The following is a 14309-nucleotide window of genomic DNA, read 5'->3' as shown; positions in this document are numbered from 1 at the left end:
GGCGAGCTATTCACGTGCAGGGCTGGCGTCAGGAGTGCTTGAGTTAGCGCGGTCCATATGCGCCCCAGTAACGCCACCGGCAGGTAGCGTATCGATGTTTGACGCCGCAGAGAACACCGTCGACGATCAACGCTAGATCGCCGATGCTCGGCTTCTATCGAGATAAATTTGTCGCAACCGCCGGGTGACTACGCCCGGCAGCCCGTTGCCGATCGGCGCACCATCCATCCTGACCACCGGGTTCACCAGCCCGGATGATGACGTTGAAAACGCCTCCGTCGCAAGTCTGGTCTCTACTACCGTGAATGGGCGCTCCTCCACCCGCAGATGAAGTTCACTTGCGCACTGCAGAACGACTGCCCGGGTAATCCCGTGCAGGATATCGCTCGAGAGATCCCGCGTGACGATCGTCCCATCCGAAGTCACGATATGGGCGTTGTTGGAAGAGCCTTCCGTGACGTAACCATCCCTCACTAGCCATGCGTCATCGGCGCCGCGTGATTTCGCCTGCATTTTGGCCATGGAGGGATACAGGAGTTGCACCGTTTTGATGTCGCAGCGCCGCCACCGGAGATCTTCCACGGTTATGACGTGCTGACCGCGTATGGCGACCGGATTTTCGACAAGTGCCTTCTCTTGTGTGAAGAGCACCACGGTGTTCGGCGTATCCCGAGTAGGAAATATGAAATCGCGGTCGGCCGCGCCCCGGGTGATCTGCAAATAGACAAGTCCCTCGGATACATTGTTCCGTCCAATGAGCTCCCTGTGGATCTTCAAAAGATCTGCTTCGGTCAGGGAGAACGGCATATCGAGCTCACGGAGCGATCGCCGCAGGCGCGCCATGTGACTGGCAAAATCGACGAGCTTGCCATCAAGAACGAGCGTGACCTCATAGACTCCGTCGGCGAACAGGAAGCCCCGATCGAAGACCGAGATACGGGCCTCGCTTTCCGGTAGATAGGATCCACTCACATAGACTTGGCGCATTGATAGACCTCAAAAATGCAGACCACGCTCACGGCCTTGAGCGAAACTATTGAACTCTTGTCAGGGTGCAGGCCTAGGCAGCTTCAAGCGCAATAGCGGCGCTGCCATCCTGCACCCCTCGACTGCGAAAACGCTATTCGCCAGACAGCAGGCGGCTAAGGTCAGGCACAGCCCCGAGAAATTCGTCGGTTCACTCCACAGCGCTTCGCAGCGCGGCGACAAAGGCATCAAGATCGCGCTTAAGCATGTAAATGTGTGGCGAAACCCGCAAACCCTCGACGTGCTCGACCTTGCGGTATTTCACGTGGACCTGGTGTTTCTCGCGAAGGTCGCGCTCGAGTTGCTGCATGTCGATGCTGTCGATCGAAAACAGACTTATCGCAGCGAGGCTGTCCGTGTCGGTCGGCGTATGGAGCCTGAAACCGGGAATGTCCTGGACGAGACCTACCCAATATCGGGTGAGTTCGCGCAGTCGCGCATGCATCCGTTCCGCGCCGATCGCCTTGTGGAATTGAATTGCGGGCGCGATTCCTGCCTGGACAGCGGAATTGTAGGTGCCGAGATTCCAATGGTCGAACCTGTCTATGTGCACCGCGGGCTGGTCGAAAGGTGCAAGCAATGGCCAGGTGGTATCGATCCGGCGTTCGCTCACGACCAGCATACCGTTGCCGATAGGAGCACCGAGCCACTTGTGCAGGCTGGTGACAAAAAAATCGCAATCGAGTTCGCGGAAGCTGACCGGCATCTGAGCAAAAGTCTGGGCACCGTCGACGACGGTCATGATGTCGCGCTCCCGCGCGATTTCGCAGAGCCGGTTCACCGGCAGGACACGCCCGTTCCAGTGGTACATGTGAGTCAGCTGCAGGACGCGGGTACGCGGGGTCATCGCCTGAACATAGGATTCGATGATGTCGTCGTCGCTGTCCATGAGGTCGAAGGTGCAGTTTACAACCTCGATGCCCTCGCGCTGTTGCCGCTGCAGCCAGCCCGCACGAACGCTGGGGTAGTCCCAAGGCGAGATCAGCACTTGATCGCCCTTAGTCAGCGGTATTCCGAAGATCGCTGTCGAAAGACCCTCCGACGAATTCCGGTTCAGCGCGATCTCTCCGGGGCTGCAATCGATTAGTTCCGCCAGCTCGCGTTTGATATGAGGAAGTGCTGTGTCGAGCTTGCTCCACATATTGTAGTCGGGATTGCGACTGATGAAGCGGTAGGCGTCAATCGTCGCTTCCTCGACAACAGTCGGTGGGGGACTGACCGCGGCGTTGTTCAAGTTGAGGAATGGTTCTTGCGGCGGGTATTTTGCGCGGATGCGCTCCCATTCCGCTTCGCCCTCATGTTCGGCGGACCGATCTATTGCAAAAAAGTTCATGGGAACGCGCCGGGTCTCATCTATCGCCCGACAATAAGCGCCGAAGCCCAGCTCAATCTGCCTATTCACATGAGAAGACAGAATTTAATTCCGAACGCCGGTGAATTCACCAGACGTTGAAGCCCGAGAACTACATCGCTTGGCACAGGGTTAGCAGTGAGGAAGCGAGTGCGGAGATCCGGCCCAACCACGCCAAGAAGAACCGTCACGTTGTCAAGCGATGCGCGAACAATCCCCGGTTTTCTGAGAGCGGGCAACGACGGTCAGGCCTGCCAATGCGCCATTGCGCAAACGCGGAGCGCGATGGCGCGTTGCGGTTGGTGCGGGTCTATGGAACGCCGAGCGGTTCTAAGGCTTCAATCGTTCTCCGAGACGAGCGATCGCCGATTTGAGCGGCGCCTCGCCGGCGCCGCAAAAGGTCTCGCTCATCACCAGCTCGGGCAGCGGCAGGCGCTTGCCCCAGCCATGCGCTTCGAGGTCGGGCCTTGGAGCGAATTCCGAGACGCGGCCGACGCAGAGATAGGCGATCGGCGTGACGTGCTCGGGGATCGACAGCAGTCGCTTCAGCGCTTCGGGCTCGATGATGCTCACCCAGCCGACCCCGACGCCTTCCGCCCGCGCCGCGAGCCAGAAATTCTGCACCGCGCAGACGGTGCTGTAGAGGTCCATCTCCGGATTGTGCCAGCGCCCGAGCGGCGAGTTCTTCGAGCGCTGGCGGTCGCAGGTGATGCACAGGTTGAGCGCGCTTTCGCAGATGCCCTCGAGCTTCAGCTTGCGGTAGAGCGCCTGCCGGTCCGCCTCGATCGCCGGCAGTTCCTGTTCGCGCGCGGCCAAAAACAGGTCGCGCACCTGCCGCCGCCTTGTGGCGTCCCGGATGACGATGAAGTTCCAGGGCTGCATGTAGCCGACCGACGGCGCGTGGTGTGCCGCGGTGAGCAGCCGCGCCAAAACGCCGTCTTCGAGATCGTCGGCAAGGAAATGGCTGCGCACGTCGCGCCGGGTGAACATGGCCCGGTAGACGGCGTCGCGCGCCAATTGGTCAAAGTCATCGCCGCCGGCGGCGGCTGTTCGTGCCTGCATCGCTTGTCCCCTTGCGATAAGCAGTCCTCCGCCTGACCATGCGGATGACCATGTCTGCCGGGCCGGTCTTCTGGCTCGGGATCGACCCGCATCCGGCGCCTTCCCGTCTGGGACAGTGGCGTTTGCCGGCGCGGTCCCCCTCACAGCGTTGGGCACGCCACGGATTTCAACCGTGTTCCCGATTCTCCCGCGTTGCGGGCACCAGGCAGCGACGCGACCTTATCGCGAAGCCGAAGCCGGGCCAATGCCGCCAGCGACACGATTGGGCGCGATTTCCCCAATCATTCGGCGCTGGAACATGGCTATCCGTGCGACAGGTGCCTAGATTAGGCGCCATGACCACTCGTCTTTACACTCATCCGGTATTCCTGGAACACCTCACGCCGCCCGGCCACCCCGAGCGGCCCGACCGTTTGCGCGCCATCGAGCGCGTGCTCGACGACGAGGCTTTTTCGGCCCTCGACCGCGTCGAGGCGCCGGAAGGCGACGAGGCGACTATCCTTTACGCGCATCCGGAGGATTTCGTCGGCCGTGTCCGCGCTGCGATTCCCGAGACGGGGATCGTCTCGATCGATGCCGACACCAGCGCCAGCCCGAAAAGCTGGCAGGCCGCGGTGACGGCGATCGGCGCGGCGAACGCCGCCGTCGACGATGTGTTCGAGGGCCGTGCCGCCAATGTCTTCGTTGCCGCGCGTCCGCCGGGCCATCACGCCGAAAAAGCGACCGCGATGGGCTTTTGCCTGTTCAACACCGCGGCGATCGCCGCCCGTTATGCGCAGGAGAAGCACCAGGCCGAGCGCGTCGCCATCGTCGATTGGGATGTGCATCACGGCAACGGCACGCAGGACATTTTCTGGGACGATCCGTCGGTGCTCTATTGCTCGACCCACCAGATGCCGCTCTATCCGGGCACCGGTGCCAAGAGCGAGACCGGCGCCGGCAACATCGTCAACGCGCCGCTTGCGCCGAGCACCGGCAGCGACACGTTCCGCGACGCCTTCCTGTCGCGCGTGCTGCCGTCGATCGACGCCTTCCAGCCGGATCTGATCATCATTTCCGCCGGTTTCGATGCGCACCATCGCGATCCGCTGGCCGCGATCAACCTGACCGAGGATGATTTCGACTGGGCGACCGGCCAGCTGATGGAGCGCGCCGGGCGCCACAGCGGCAACCGGCTCGTCAGCCTGCTGGAGGGCGGTTACGATCTGCAAGGATTGGCATTTTCGGTCGCCGCCCATGTCGGGCGGCTGATGAAGGGATGAATGATGGCTGATGAAGCTAACCAAGACGTCAAGGCGATGAGCTTCGAACAGGCGCTCGACGCGCTGGAGAAGATCGTCGATGATCTGGAGCGCGGCGACGTTCCGCTCGACCAGTCGATCAAGATCTACGAGCGCGGCGAGGCGCTGAAGGCTCATTGCGACCGCTTGCTCAAGGCCGCCGAGGACAAGGTCGAGAAGATCAGGCTCTCGCGCGACGGCAAGCCGGTTGGAACGGAGCCGCTCGACGCCGAGTGAGGTGTATTGATATTCAGGTGAGGCCGCCTGCAAACGCGGCTTTCTGCGGTTCCGGTGCTCACGTCCTTCAAGTACGCTCCGGTCCGGTTCTCGGAACCCGCCATTTTCGGCTCGGTCTGACCTGAATCTCAACACACCTCGGTGCACAATGTCAGACCGGTTCGGGCAGAAAGCAGGTAAGGAGTTAAAGCATGTGCCGAAACATCAAGACCCTGTTCAACTTCGATCCGCCGGCGACCGACGACGAGGTCCATGACGCGGCGCTGCAGTTCGTTCGCAAGCTGAGCGGCGCGACCAAGCCGTCCAAGCGCAACGAGCATGCCTTCAACCACGCCGTCGAGGCGATCGCCGCCGCCGCGCGCGAGTTGCTTGACAGCCTCGAAACCACCCAGCATCCGCGCAACCGCGAGGAAGAGGCCGCCAAGGCGAAGGCCCGATCCGCGCTCCGCTTCGCCTGACGCCGGTCATGAGCTTCTTTCCGGGCAACGATCCTGAGGCCGGCGACGACTTCGCCTGCGACCAGATCGAGTTGATGGTCATTCCGAACGCCAAGGACATTGGCGGCTTCGAGGTTCGCCGCGCCTTGCCGACGGCGAAGCGCAGGCTGGTCGGTCCGTTCATCTTCTTCGACCGCATGGGTCCGGCCATCCTGCGCGCCGGCCATGCGATCGACGTGCGCCCGCATCCGCATATCGGGCTTTCCACCGTCACTTATCTGTTCGACGGCAAGATCAGGCATCGCGACTCGCTCGGCACCGAAATGGTGATCGCGCCGGGCGACGTGAATTTGATGACCGCCGGCCGCGGCATCGTTCATTCCGAGCGCACGCCCGAGGAATTGCGCCGCGCGCCGATGTCGATTTCCGGCCTGCAAACCTGGCTGGCGCTGCCGGACAGCAAGGAAGAAATCGCCCCGGTGTTCGCGAACACGTCGGTCGTCCAACTGCCCGAAATCGATGCCGAGGGCGTTAGCGGCCGCGTCGTCATCGGCGAATTTTCCGGGCTGCGCTCGCCCGTCGCGACCGCCTCGGAAACGCTCTATGCCGATCTGCGGCTGGCGGCGGGCGCCAGCGTCAAAATCCCCGGCGACGCCGAGGAACGCGCCATCTACACGCTGGAGGGCGAGGTTTCGATTGCCGGCGACCGTTTCCCGGCCGAGCGGCTTTTGGTGTTCAAACCGGGCGAGGAAATCGTCGTGTCGTCCGAGCGCGGCGCGCATTTCATGCTGTTCGGCGGAGCGTCGCTGGGCTCCAAGCGCTATATCTGGTGGAATTTCGTTTCGTCCTCGAAAGAACGCATCGAGCAGGCCAAGGAAGAATGGAAGACGGGCCGCTTCGATATCGTTCCTGGCGATGAGGAAGAATTCATTCCGCTGCCGGAAGGTTAGCGAAGGATGGACATTCTGCGCCAGGCGCGTCACTGACACGCATTTACATTGGCGCGCCGTCAGCCTATCTCGCGCATAGCAAAGCGCATATTTGAAGGTTAACCCAAGGTTAAGTTGACAGGCCGTCCCAGAGTGAACCCGAAGCCTGACACGCCGCTCCTCGACAAAGTCCGCATCCCCGCGGATTTGCGGACGCTTGATGAAAGCGAGCTGCCGCAGCTGGCGACCGAACTGCGCGCGGAGCTGATCGATGCGGTGTCGCACACCGGCGGCCATCTTGGCGCCGGTCTCGGCGTCGTCGAGCTTACGGTTGCGCTGCACTATGTCTTCAACACGCCGGAAGACCGGCTGATCTGGGACGTTGGCCACCAGGCCTACCCGCACAAGATTCTGACCGGCCGCCGCGACCGCATCCGCACGCTTCGCCAGGAAGGCGGTCTCTCCGGCTTCACCCGGCGCGCAGAGAGCGAATACGACCCCTTCGGCGCAGCGCATTCCTCGACTTCGATTTCGGCCGGCCTCGGCATGGCGATGGGCCGCGACCTTGCGGGCGGCCGCAACAATGTCATCGCCGTCATCGGCGACGGCGCCATGTCCGCCGGGATGGCCTATGAGGCGATGAACAACGCCGGCGCGCTCAATGCCCGCCTGATCGTCATCCTCAACGACAATGACATGTCGATCGCCCCGCCGACCGGCGCGATGAGCGCCTATCTGGCGAGGCTTGCCTCCGGCAAGACCTATCTCGGCCTGCGCGATTTCGGCAAGAAGCTGACCTCCTATCTCGGCAAGCGCGCCGACAGCGCCATCACCCGCGCGGTCGAGCATGCGCGCGGTTACGTCACCGGCGGCACGCTGTTCGAGGAGATGGGATTCTTCCACATCGGCCCGATCGATGGACACAATTTGGAGCACCTGATCCCGGTGCTGAAGAACGTCCGCGATAATGGCGACGGTCCCATTCTGATCCATGTCGTCACCCAGAAGGGCAAGGGCTACGCGCCGGCGGAGGCCGCCGCCGACAAGTATCACGGCGTCAACAAGTTCGACGTCATCACCGGCGCGCAAGCGAAAGCGCCGGCCAACGCGCCGAGCTACACCAAGGTCTTCGCCGAGAGCCTGATCCAGGAGGCGCGCGAGGACGAACGAATCGTGGCGATCACCGCCGCGATGCCGAGTGGCACCGGCCTCGACCTCTTCGGCGAGGTGTTCCCGGCCCGAACCTTCGATGTCGGCATTGCCGAGCAGCACGCGGTGACCTTCGCCGCCGGCCTCGCCACCGAAGGCTACAAGCCCTTCGCCGCCATCTATTCGACCTTCCTGCAGCGCGCCTACGATCAGGTGGTGCACGACGTGGCAATCCAGAAACTGCCGGTGCGCTTCCCGATCGACCGCGCCGGCTTCGTCGGCGCCGACGGCGCCACGCACTGCGGCGCCTTCGACACGACCTTCCTCGCCTCGCTGCCTGGCTTCGTCGTCATGGCCGCCGCCGATGAGGCGGAGCTTCGCCATATGGTGCGCACGGCAGCCGACTACGACGGCGGCCCGATCGCCTTCCGCTATCCGCGCGGCAACGGCGTCGGCGTCGACATGCCGGAGCGCGGCTCAGTGCTCGAGATCGGCAAAGGCCGCATTCTCAAGGAAGGCACCAAGGTGGCGCTGCTCTCGTTCGGCACGCGGCTGCAGGATTGCCTGCTGGCCGCCGAGGAGCTCGGCGCCGCGGGCCTTTCGACCACCGTTGCCGACGCTCGCTTCGCCAAGCCGCTGGACGAGGATCTCATCCGCCGCCTGGCGCGCTCGCATGAGGTTCTCGTGACGGTCGAGGAGGGCGCGGTCGGCGGCTTCGCCAGCCAGGTGCTGCATTTCCTCGCCCATGAAGGCCTGTTGGAAAACGGCCTCAAGGTGCGCCCGCTGGTCTTGCCGGACGAGTTCACCGATCACGCCAAGCCTGAGAAGATGTATGCCGACGCGGGCCTCGACACGACCGGCATCGTGCGGACGGTTTTCGCCGCACTCGGCCATGGAATGCAGGCGCAGCGCGCCTGAATCGAAACCTCAGCTCTCCGATTGAGTTTGCTGGCTGCGGCTGCAACTGTTTGTTTACGTTTTCATTTGGCCGTTCGGTTACCTTGTCTTTTGGCCGATTTTCAACGGGCGCCCTGCTAAAACCCTGGTCCTAGGCAGGGGATAAGAACAATGAATTCGTTCCTTTGCGGCATGGCCCTGCTGAGTGCCATGGCCGCGCCGGTGGCAGCCGAAACGCGTTACGACCGCAACCTCGAAAAGGCGGTGATGGACATCGTTGCCGGCAAGATGGGCAACATCCGCGGCGGCTTCTCCTACAAGCAGGCTCCCCAACTGGTGGTGCCGCAGGAAGCCGCGCCGACGGCGCCGGCTCCTGCTGAGCCGCGCGAGCAGGCCTCCCACAATGACGGCCTGATGCCGGCGGTCGAGCGCCCGGTCTCGCGGACTATTTTCTAAAACCACATATCGCGCACGCAGCGGCCGTCGCGCGGCAGGTCGTCGAACGTTTCGAGGCCGTCGAAATGCTCGATCGGCAGGTCGGCGACCGCCTCCGGCGGGGCCAGCCTGACATTGACGGCGATGCGAGTGCGGCCGCTCGAGCCGGGAAGCAACCCGCGCCAGGCGAGCACACAGGCGCATTTCGGACAGAACAGGATTTCCAGCGCGGGCTCGGCCACCTCGACCCTCCTGTAGGAGCTCGTCGGACCTGCGATGCGGATACGCTCGTCGACATAGTCATAGGCCCAGAGCGTGCCGTAGCGGCGGCAAAGGGTGCAGTTGCAGGCGGTGATCGATCCCGGATCGCCTTCCAGCGTCCAGTGCGCAGCGCCGCAATGGCAGGTTCCCTTCAGCATGGCTCTTCCTCGCCCGGGTGAGCGGACTATAGGCACCGGCATTCTGCCGTGCCCCGCGCCATATTCAACAGGGCTGCCATTGCCTTCGCCGCCGGCTTTCGCCAATGAAGGCCGATGAGTTCCTCTTTGCCCGCCAGCGCGCGTCCGCGTCTCGACGAACTGCTCGTCGCACGTGGCCTGTTCGCCAGCCGTTCCCGCGCCCGCGACGCGATCGAACGCGGCACCGTCACTGTCGACGGCGCAGTCGCCCGCAAGCCGGGCCAGCCCGTCGCGCCACACTGTGTCGTTGCTGTCGACGATCCGGCGCAGGCCTATGTGTCGCGCGCGGCGCTGAAGCTGATTGCCGGCCTCGACCATTTCGGCTTCGATCCCTCTGGGCATGAGGCGCTCGATATCGGCGCCTCGACCGGCGGCTTCACCCAGGTGCTGCTCGAGCGTGGCGCTACCCATGTCACGGCGATCGATGTCGGTCACGGCCAGATGAACCCGGAAATTGCCGCCGATCGGCGGGTCACGGTCATTGAAGAGCTGAATGCGCGGGACCTGACCGCCGCCGATCTTGGCGACCGCGTTCCGGACTTCCTGGTCTGTGATGTCAGCTTCATCTCGCTGAAGCTGGCGCTGCCGCCGGCGCTGGCCTTGGCGGGCGAGGGCGCCAGGGCGCTGCTTCTCGTCAAGCCGCAATTCGAGGCGGGTCGCGAGGCGATCGGCAAGGGCGGACTGCTCAAGGACCCGAGCGAGGCCGAGCGCATCGCCGCCGGTTTGCGCGACTGGCTTGCCGGCATGCCGGGCTGGCGCGTGCTCGGGCTGCATCCATCGCCGATCGAGGGCGGCGACGGCAACCGCGAGTTCCTGCTCGCCGCGATCAAGGACGCGGCATCGCCATGAGCGCGCGCTTCACCATCACAAGGCTCGGTTCGCAGGGCGACGGCATCGCCGGTGCCGATGGCGGCGAGGTCTTCATCCCGTTCACGCTGCCTGGCGAGACGGTCACCGCCGCGCGCCAGAAGGACCGCGGGACGCTGATGTCGGTTGTTGAGGCTTCACCGCGTAGGGTTGATCCGCCCTGCCGCCACTTCACCGAATGCGGCGGCTGCGCGTTGCAGCATTTCGAGGCCGACGGCTACCGGCAGTGGAAACGCGAACGGGTGGTGCAGGCGCTCAAGATCAAGGGCATCGCTGGTCAGATCGACGCGCTGGTGCCTTGCGCGCCGCACACGCGCCGCCGCGTCGTCTTCAGCGCTCGGCGCACCGAGGCCGGCATGCTGCTCGGTTTCGTGCGCGCGCTCTCCTCCGAGATCATTCCTATCGAGGAATGCCCGATCTCGCTGCCGGCAATCGTTGATGCGCTCGATCCTTTGCGAAGACTGGCAGGACTGGTCTGCGCGACGCCGAAAGCCTTCCACATGACCGTCACCGCCACGGCGTCCGGCCTCGATGTCGCCGTCCATGACGCGGGCAAGCTCGGCGAAAACCAGCGCCGCATCGCTTCCAATTTTGTGATGGCCGCGGGCTTGGCGAGGCTTTCGATCGACGGCGAGGTGATCGTGGAGCCGAAGAAGCCGGTGGTGCAGTTCGGCTCGGTCGCCGTCGCCCTGCCGCCTGGCGCCTTCCTTCAGGCGACGGAGGCCGCCGAGCAGACGATGGCCGGTCTCGTCTGCCAGCACCTGTCGCGTGTCAAGAAGATCGCCGACCTGTTCGCCGGCTGCGGCAGCTTCGCGCTCCGGCTGGCGGCGAAGTCGGAAGTGCATGCCGTGGAGGGAGACGCCCCAGCGCTGGCCGCGCTCGACCGTGCTTTCCGCTTCGCCAGCGGCTTGAAGCGCGTGACCAGCGAGCGTCGCGACCTCTTCCGCAGGCCGCTGACCTTCAAGGAGTTGAGCGGCTTCGACGGCCTCGTCTTCGATCCACCGCGCGCCGGCGCGGAGGATCAGTCCAAGCAGATCGCCCGCTCAGACGTGCCGCTGGTCGCGGCCGTCTCCTGCAATCCGACGACGCTGGCGCGGGATCTGCGCATCCTCATCGACGGCGGCTATCAACTGAAGAGCGTGACGCCGATCGACCAGTTCCTGTGGTCGCCGCATGTCGAGGCCGTCGCGCTGCTGGAGAAGCCGAAGCGGCGCCGGTAGTCCGCGAGAGCCGGTTCGCAAGAAACTTGAAGCCTCTCTTTTCCGAAATTTGCGCCCTAAAGCCGCCTTCTTGCAGGTCTTAGTTTTGCGCTGTTAGGGAAACATTCCTGCTCTTTCGGCGTTACTGAAATAAGCGGATGGCGGATGGCGGATAACGGATAACGGACAGCGCATTGCCATGCAGACGCTTCTAAAATTCCTCAGCCTCATCGTTCTCATCGCTTTTGGCGCCGCGTCCGCGACCGGTGCGCTCGCGCAAGAGCAAAAACGCCTCGCCTTCGTCATCGGCAACGGCGCCTATCAGTCCGGCGAGCTCGCGACTGCCGCCAATGACGCCGGCCTGATCGCGCAGACCTTGCAGGCGGCAGGGTTCGACGTCGTCGGCGCGCGCGATGTCGATCAGGACTCGCTGCGCGGCGCGCTGCGCGATTTTCTCGGCAAGGTTTCCGCCGCCGGTCCCGATGCGGTCGTCTTCGTCTATCTTGCCGGCCACGGCGTGCAGTTCGAGGGGGAGAACTACTTTCTTCCAGTCGATGCCCAGATCGCCAGTCCCGCCGACGTGCCGCTTCAGGCGATGCGGCTCTCCGATGTCACCCGGTCGTTGGCCGGATTGCCGACGAAGGTAAACATCGTCGTGCTCGACGCGGCGCGGCCCAATGCCTTGCCGAAGATGAGCCAGCCCCTGGCCGGTGGTCTCGCGCTTGTCGATCCCGACCCGAACATGCTGATTGCGTTCAACGCGGCTCCGGGAACGGTCGCGCCGAAAGGCAAGGGCCCTTACGGCGCCTATGCCCAGGCGCTCGCCGAAATGATACGCGAGGGCGGGTTGTCGCTTGACGAGGTGTTCGACCGCACGCGGCTGCGCGTCAACGAGATGACGCAAGGCGCGGAAGTGCCGTGGCATGCCTCGAAGATCACCGCGCCTTTTGTCTTCTTCGACCGTGCCGCGGACGCGCCCGCGCCAAAGGTTTCGGAGGCCGAATCCCGCTCCAACCGGACCAGGGCGATCCGCGATTTCAACGCTCGTGACGCTTATGTCGCGGCTCTCGACCGCGACACGATGCGCGGCTACGAGGATTTCCTAGTCGCCTATCCACATGATCCGATGGCTGAGCGCGTGCGCGCCATTGTCGCTGCGCGGCGCGAGGCGATCACCTGGCGCGAGACCTGGCTGCAGGACACGCCGGAGGCCTATTGGTCGTATCTGCAGCGCTATCCGCGTGGCCCGCATGCCTGGGACGCGCGACGGCGGCTCGAACAGTTCGACGCTGCCCTGGAGCCGCCGGAGGAGTTCACCGTCTATGAGTATGATTTGCCGCCGCCGCCGGAGGAGGAAATCATCTATATCGACCGTCCGGTGCTCTATTTCGACGATCCCGATTTCGACTTCGAACCGCCGCCGCCGATCACGGTGATCTTCCTGCCGCCGCCGCCGCCGGTTTTCATCGTGCTTCCGCCACCTCCGCCGCCGGTCGACGTCTTCATCCTGCCGACGCCGGTCTTCGTGCCGATCCCCGTATTCATCAACCCGCCGCGCCACGTCGTGCCGCCGCCGAACGCCATCATCTTCAAAAACATCCACAACACGACCGTCATCAACACCATCAACACCACGATCAAAAACGAGACCGTCAATCGGGCCGCGCAGCCGAGCGCCGGTGTTCAGCTTGACCGCCGTACAGCCCGGAAAACGATGGAAGGCGCCGTTGGTGGCCGCGCCGATGCGCTGGCGGCCAAGGTCCCCCTGCCGCCGCTTCTGCAGAAGAGGGCGGCCAAGTTCCGTCAGGCCACATCCAATCAGCAGCAACAGGGCGCCCTGCCGCCGAAGCCTGGTCAGCGTGTTATCCAGCGCCAGCAGCCTGACACCTCGCCGGAGACCTCGTCCAGAACCGGCAAGCTCTCAACCGAACACGCTTTGCCTGGAGCCGATGGCAAGAGGCTGCCGCTGGTCAACGGCAAGCCGGCGCCCGACGGCCAGAACTTGCCCGGCAACAAGTTGAAGAGGCAACCCGGCAGGCAAGGCGTCTCGGGCGGCAACCAAGAGGCGATCGGAAATGCCGGTCCTGACCGGACCGGGAAGCAGGACACGGATCGGAAGAGGGGTAAAAAGCTCCGCAACCTGCCCGCCGTCAACGGCACGCCGGCCGACAACGGGCAGAGCGCGCGGGAGAAGTTCAGGCAGAACAATCCCAAGGCTTTATCCGAACGGAGCGGTGGCAAGCCGAGGAAGCTGACGCGCAAGGATTTGTCCGCAGGCCAGTCCGTGGTCGAACCGAACGAACAAGGTTCGGCCGCCGCGAGCGACAAGGGCAGGAAGGTCCGCAAGCTGCCTACCGTCAACCGGATGCCGGCCGAGAACCGGCCGAGCGTGCGCGAGCGGCTCAGAAAGAACACCCCCGAAATGTTCTCCGATGACAACCAGGGCTCGGCCAAGAGCAAGAAGTTCCGCAGACTGCCGAGCGTTAGTGCTGGGCCAACCGACAATGGACCGGCCGTGCAGAAGCGGCTCAGGAGGAACAATCCGACCGTGTTCTCCGACGAGAATCAGGGCTCGGCCAGCGGGAACGACAGGCGCAGGACGTTGCGCCGGCTGCAGAACGAAGAAGGTTCCGCCGGCCGGGATGTCACCGTCCAGCGCAACTTCAAAGTCAACAGGCCGAACGACAATGCGCAGCGCCAGTTCAGGCAGGAAAGGCCTAACGAGCAAGTGCTGCGGCGGCAGAGATCGGAGCCTCGCCCGGAATTGCGTTCGCAGCCGAGGCCGCAGATGCAAGAGCGGAGTGTCCCCCGGGAGAAGCCGCAGCGCAAGAAGAAGCTCTCTTGCGGACAGCAGGGCGAGCCGGCCTGCAACCAGTAGGCCGGCGCGTACCTCTGCGAGCCGATTTTTCGGCCATGAACGTGGAAGGCAGAGGCGCCGGTCCGCGCGTATCAATCGTCAGAAACGGAATGCCTCGGCTGTCG

General features: G+C 63.9%; 13 protein-coding genes and 1 riboswitch. Of the genes, 9 read left to right on the top strand and 4 right to left on the bottom strand.

What is annotated here, in order from left to right:
• Positions 1-132: 132 nt before the first annotated feature.
• From P9254_RS22885 to bluB, 3 genes are all read right to left on the bottom strand, one after another.
• Positions 133-987 (bottom strand): D-amino-acid transaminase, encoded by an 855-nt coding sequence (locus tag P9254_RS22885; RefSeq protein ID WP_067327845.1) that lies wholly within the window; start codon positions 985-987, stop codon positions 133-135.
• A 190-nt stretch (positions 988-1177) separates the two neighbouring features.
• Positions 1178-2359, bottom strand: a complete 1182-nt coding sequence (locus tag P9254_RS22880) for an aminotransferase class V-fold PLP-dependent enzyme (protein WP_278057134.1) — start codon at positions 2357-2359, stop codon at positions 1178-1180.
• A gap of 348 nt (positions 2360-2707) precedes the next feature.
• Complete coding sequence (bluB, locus tag P9254_RS22875; RefSeq protein WP_278057133.1) at positions 2708-3439, bottom strand: 5,6-dimethylbenzimidazole synthase; 732 nt, start codon at positions 3437-3439, stop codon at positions 2708-2710.
• A 43-nt stretch (positions 3440-3482) separates the two neighbouring features.
• A riboswitch (cobalamin riboswitch) is annotated at positions 3483-3660 on the bottom strand.
• 114 nt (positions 3661-3774) lie between these two features.
• Between bluB and P9254_RS22870 the strand changes: the two genes are divergently transcribed.
• From P9254_RS22870 to P9254_RS22845, 6 genes are all read left to right on the top strand, one after another.
• Positions 3775-4701: a histone deacetylase family protein gene (locus P9254_RS22870; protein WP_095827094.1), complete on the top strand. Its 927-nt coding sequence runs from the start codon at positions 3775-3777 to the stop codon at positions 4699-4701.
• A gap of 3 nt (positions 4702-4704) precedes the next feature.
• Positions 4705-4956, top strand: coding sequence for an exodeoxyribonuclease VII small subunit (locus P9254_RS22865; protein WP_095778033.1), 252 nt, complete (start codon positions 4705-4707; stop codon positions 4954-4956).
• Between the two features lie 191 nt (positions 4957-5147).
• A complete protein-coding gene (locus P9254_RS22860; protein WP_066998050.1) occupies positions 5148-5414 on the top strand; it encodes a DUF2277 domain-containing protein in 267 nt (88 codons plus the stop codon).
• Between the two features lie 8 nt (positions 5415-5422).
• Entirely contained in the window at positions 5423-6343 is a 921-nt protein-coding gene (locus P9254_RS22855) for a pirin family protein (RefSeq protein ID WP_278057132.1), read from the top strand.
• A gap of 132 nt (positions 6344-6475) precedes the next feature.
• Positions 6476-8389, top strand: a complete 1914-nt coding sequence (gene dxs, locus P9254_RS22850) for a 1-deoxy-D-xylulose-5-phosphate synthase (protein WP_095823807.1) — start codon at positions 6476-6478, stop codon at positions 8387-8389.
• Positions 8390-8539: 150 nt separating this feature from the next.
• On the top strand, positions 8540-8824 hold the full coding sequence (locus P9254_RS22845; protein WP_067327851.1) for a hypothetical protein: 285 nt from the start codon (positions 8540-8542) through the stop codon (positions 8822-8824).
• Here the strand turns inward: P9254_RS22845 and P9254_RS22840 are convergent.
• A complete protein-coding gene (locus P9254_RS22840) occupies positions 8821-9222 on the bottom strand; it encodes a GFA family protein (RefSeq protein WP_095823806.1) in 402 nt (133 codons plus the stop codon). The genes P9254_RS22845 and P9254_RS22840 overlap by 4 nt on opposite strands.
• Before the next feature lie 114 nt (positions 9223-9336).
• Between P9254_RS22840 and P9254_RS22835 the strand changes: the two genes are divergently transcribed.
• The 3 genes from P9254_RS22835 to P9254_RS22825 all read left to right on the top strand — a co-directional run bounded on the left by P9254_RS22835 (position 9337) and on the right by P9254_RS22825 (position 14205).
• Complete coding sequence (locus P9254_RS22835; protein ID WP_278057131.1) at positions 9337-10110, top strand: TlyA family RNA methyltransferase; 774 nt, start codon at positions 9337-9339, stop codon at positions 10108-10110.
• Positions 10107-11348 (top strand): class I SAM-dependent RNA methyltransferase, encoded by a 1242-nt coding sequence (locus P9254_RS22830; protein ID WP_278057130.1) that lies wholly within the window; start codon positions 10107-10109, stop codon positions 11346-11348. Before P9254_RS22835 ends, P9254_RS22830 begins: the two co-directional genes overlap by 4 nt.
• 178 nt (positions 11349-11526) lie before the next feature.
• Positions 11527-14205, top strand: a complete 2679-nt coding sequence (locus tag P9254_RS22825; RefSeq protein WP_278057129.1) for a caspase family protein — start codon at positions 11527-11529, stop codon at positions 14203-14205.
• Positions 14206-14309 lie beyond the last annotated feature (104 nt).

It is taken from the genome of Mesorhizobium sp. WSM4983 (genome assembly GCF_029625765.1).
In the GTDB taxonomy this organism is placed as follows: domain Bacteria; phylum Pseudomonadota; class Alphaproteobacteria; order Rhizobiales; family Rhizobiaceae; genus Mesorhizobium.
Note: the sequence above shows the minus strand (reverse complement) of the source record. Positions and strands in the feature narration are given on the sequence as shown.